Source organism: Streptomyces sp. NWU339 (assembly GCF_003143855.1).
Classification (GTDB): domain Bacteria; phylum Actinomycetota; class Actinomycetes; order Streptomycetales; family Streptomycetaceae; genus Streptomyces.
Window position 1 is genome coordinate 1 of the sequence record NZ_QFRK01000158.1, and the last position, 3,493, is coordinate 3,493.

Below are 3,493 nucleotides of genomic sequence, written 5' to 3' on the forward strand. Positions count from 1 at the left end.
GACAGGCACAGGTTCCGTGATCGTGGAGTTGCGACGCTCTGTAAGCACAGGGAAGGCCTGCGCCTGCGCACCATCACGGCCGGAATGCCGTCGCCGACACCGCACCCTCACCAACAACCCAGCTGTCTCCCCGGCTCTGCCGCCTTACCACCTACCGCGATCGCAGCAGCGCAGGGTGCTGTGGAGGGGCGTACACGACACGCGCGCCCTGGAACCCGCCGCCGCCCACGGCGATCCCGGTGAGGAAGAACAACGCGCGCCGGGCGAGAATCCGGCATGACCGACCGCCGCCCGCTGGGCACCGGACCGACCCGCACCGCCACCGAAGCGGAGCTGCCGCCCGCGCCACGCGCCCAGCTCGCCGCCGAACGCCTGCCCACCACCCCATCCGCCGGCGACCCGATGCCCGCACGCCCAATCACCGGGCGCCGCGCCCTGGGCGCCGGCCCCGGCGATAATCCGCAACCACCCACAGGGGTGCCTTCGCCACTGCCTACAGACCGGGCAGAAGTTCGATCCCGGCAAGGCGTTTCCCGCCAGGCCCTCGGCACCTGTGGTGCCCGTGGCTTGACTTCCTACCAAGCTCGGATGTCTGTGGATCGCCCCGGGAAGGACGTACCTTCCCGGGTGATTGATCGATAGGCCACCGAGCAAAACCGGTGTTCGCCGCACCGGCCGGGAAGGCACGTCCGCGCTCAGCATAGTGAGCGACGACGGCACCACCACCAATGGCTCCTCCCTGATCGACGAGATCGTCCGGGAGGGCGCAGGAAGGATGCTGGCCGCCGCACTGGAAGCTGAAGTCAACGCCTTGGGCCGGGCCGGAGCAGCCGACCGAGCGGTGAAGAAGATCCCGGCGCGGGGAGAATCGGGCGATGACCGACCGCCGCCCGCTGGGCACCGGGCCCGCCCCTACCGAGCCGCCTCACGCGGATGACAGCCCGCCCCCGGCGCCACGCGCCCAACTCGCCGCCGAGCGCCTCTCCGCCGCCGTCCCGGCCGCCACAAAGCCGGCGCCCGCACCCCGGCGTCCGGCCGGACGCCGCACCCTGGCCGCCGGCCCCTTCCCTCCCCGCGTTCCGGGCGCCTCAGCGGCCGGGTGAGCGCGGCGGCCCCGCCGACGCGCACCACCCGAACCCGCGCAATGTGCCGCAGCCCGTGCCGCGCCAGTCCCGACGCGGCCACCAGCGGCGCCGTGCTCAACTGCCTCGGCCCGCATCGCCGTTTCCGGCGCCCGGCGCGGGGACGCCGGGCGCCGGGAACGGCGATGCGGGCCGGGGGACGGCCGCGCGGACGGGCATGGGGTCATGGTCGCCGGGTGGGGCGATCGTCCCAGCGGTGGGTAATCCAGGCACGACGGATGAGGCTACGCCCGGTGATCACAGAGCGTCGCGACTCCGTGGTCACCCAACCTGTGCCTGTTCTGCCACTGGGGTGCCCCATCGCGCCTGTCCGCGTGAGTTCTCAGCGGGTGACGATGTAGACGGGGCTGTCAGAGCTGCCCTCGTTGTGCACTACCGGACAGGACGTCTTCTGCTCGCTGTCCTTGGTCTTGACCTGAATTCCACAGAAGGGCGAATCGTCCCAGTTGAGCGTGTTGATGTTGCTGAGCACGGGGATGTTGTCCCCCTCGCCCCGGGCATCGGCGCTGGCCCCGCCGACGCCGGCGAAGAGGATTCCGCAGGCGGCCGCGGCCACCACTGCGATCTTCTGGACGTTCCTCATGTGTTCTCCATTTCGCTACTCTGCCCCGGATCGGGCCAGACACCGAAGGGGACGCTACGCAAAAAAGATCGACGCATAACGTCACCCCGCCGTTGACCACTCGCACGGCCGTACACATCACCAAGCCCCCGGAGGAACCGAGGGCGGGGACTGACGCATGGCCTGTGAAGGCGCTGTCACGTTGTTGAGTGTGTGCCGGTGCGTCGGGTGTGGCGGGACCGGGTTCCGACTCCGCGCTCAGGCCGCGCTGGGCAGGGCGGTGGCACCAGTGATCTGATCCCAGACGGCGAAGCGGACGGTCATCTCCGCGCGGTAGTGGGCGGCGGCCATCAGGTGGCGACGGGGCCGGACGTGGGGTGAGATGCCGCTGAACGCGACCAGGAACCGCGGGGCTCCGCCGACGGAGCGGAAGCCCTGCATCGCGCGTTCCCGCTGCCTCGTCGGCTGGTGAGAGTTCTCCGCCCGGTCGTTCAAGCCCTGGTGACACAACCAGCGACGACGCACCGACGGAGCCCGACACCGACCACGCCGCCTACACGAACGACACGCCCTCCGGCCCGGCACAACGCCATCAACCATCACCACACAAACGACAGGCACCACGCAAAAACCGCAGCTCAACCGTCCGCGACCAGTGACACCCCATGACGCCACCCAACTGACAAACCAGTGACGCCCATCACCCACCCTTCACCAAGATTCGGCGGCAGCCTTCAGCACCCAAACAGCACGCACATTTCAGTGACCTCAGCAAAACACYGGCTCAGACGCGCTGAAAGCGGAACGCCAAACCACTGAAACCTCAATGCCGAACATCAACTACCTCTGAGCCGTTCGGCGGCGTGTTTGTTCCGCCAGATGATGTAGCGGGGGATCATTTTTCCTACTCCTTGTGGCTGGCGTGGTCGGTGCCGTCCAGCGCAAAGTCCGGAATCCCCAGCTCAACCTTCGTGCGGGTGCCGCCGGGCCCCGCTGCTCCCCACGTGGCGGATGGGTGGGACCTCTGGCAGCTATGCGACGAGGTCTGGCCAGCCGAGGTTAACCATCGTCACGCCGAGCGCCAAAAACCCCGCGCTGACGGGGGGAGCAGGTACGGCCGTGACGATGGAGCCAACGACCAGGAGCGCTCCCACCAGAACAGTGACCGCTCCACGCATTCGCTGACTGAGATCACCCGCGGTCATTCCGCCACGACCCAGTTCTTGCATTTGCTGCTGAATCCGCTCGGCCTCCTCTCCGGCGTGGTCGGTGATGTACTTGGCGGAAGCCTTCATCCGGTCCCACAACTCGTCATCATCAATGCCGTATTGAAGGAGATTTTGGTAGACCGCATCGTAGGCCAAGGACGGGTACTCGCGCGTCAGGAAGTCACGCTTTCCAGCGATGCTGTGGAGTACCTCGATCATCGCCTCCCCGACACCAATTAGCGACGCCTGCCGGTCGGGGTCGTCCTCATGGTCGATGTAATGGTCTTCGTCCTGTTGCTGAGTGCTCCAGATGTCATCCAGCTGAAGAAGCTGTAGGCCCTCAGCCTGGATCCACCGCGCGATAGCCGGTCTGTGGACGACGAAATGAGAAGAGGTGCCCGCTGACCTGGGATGATGGGAGTTCCTACGCCCTCATCAATCCCACGAAGCAAGGCACCTCGTAAGTGAAAGTCTCCCACAGCCCGGCGACGCTGTTCGCCGCGTTCGACGACCCGGACCTGATCGCGCATGCCGGGCTGGTCCCGACGATCCGACTGGCCGAGCGGTGCGGTCTGCCCCGG

Annotated in this window: 3 protein-coding genes and 1 pseudogene; 1 reads left to right on the top strand and 3 read right to left on the bottom strand. The window is 67.6% G+C overall.

Features of this window, described 5'->3' with window-relative positions:
- The first annotated feature begins 703 nt into the window (after positions 1 to 703).
- Positions 704 to 937 carry a hypothetical protein gene (locus tag DIZ27_RS44825; protein WP_181384045.1) on the top strand — a complete coding sequence of 78 codons (234 nt, stop codon included), beginning with the start codon at positions 704 to 706 and terminating at the stop codon, positions 935 to 937.
- A gap of 527 nt (positions 938 to 1,464) precedes the next feature.
- Here the strand turns inward: DIZ27_RS44825 and DIZ27_RS44830 are convergent.
- The 3 genes and pseudogenes from DIZ27_RS44830 to DIZ27_RS44840 form a co-directional block, all read right to left on the bottom strand.
- Positions 1,465 to 1,725, bottom strand: a complete 261-nt coding sequence (locus DIZ27_RS44830) for a hypothetical protein (protein WP_109383972.1) — start codon at positions 1,723 to 1,725, stop codon at positions 1,465 to 1,467.
- 237 nt (positions 1,726 to 1,962) lie between these two features.
- Positions 1,963 to 2,211 (bottom strand): annotated as a pseudogene (locus DIZ27_RS44835) (IS6 family transposase); the annotation flags it as partial.
- A 524-nt stretch (positions 2,212 to 2,735) separates the two neighbouring features.
- Positions 2,736 to 3,131 (bottom strand): hypothetical protein, encoded by a 396-nt coding sequence (locus tag DIZ27_RS44840; RefSeq protein ID WP_109383973.1) that lies wholly within the window; start codon positions 3,129 to 3,131, stop codon positions 2,736 to 2,738.
- Positions 3,132 to 3,493 lie beyond the last annotated feature (362 nt).

Coding starts and splice junctions, on each gene's coding strand:
- DIZ27_RS44830 (WP_109383972.1), bottom strand. CDS start 1,725: ATGAGGAACGTCCAGAAGATCGCAGTGGTGGCCGCGGCCGCCTGCGGA.
- DIZ27_RS44840 (WP_109383973.1), bottom strand. CDS start 3,131: ATGATCGAGGTACTCCACAGCATCGCTGGAAAGCGTGACTTCCTGACG.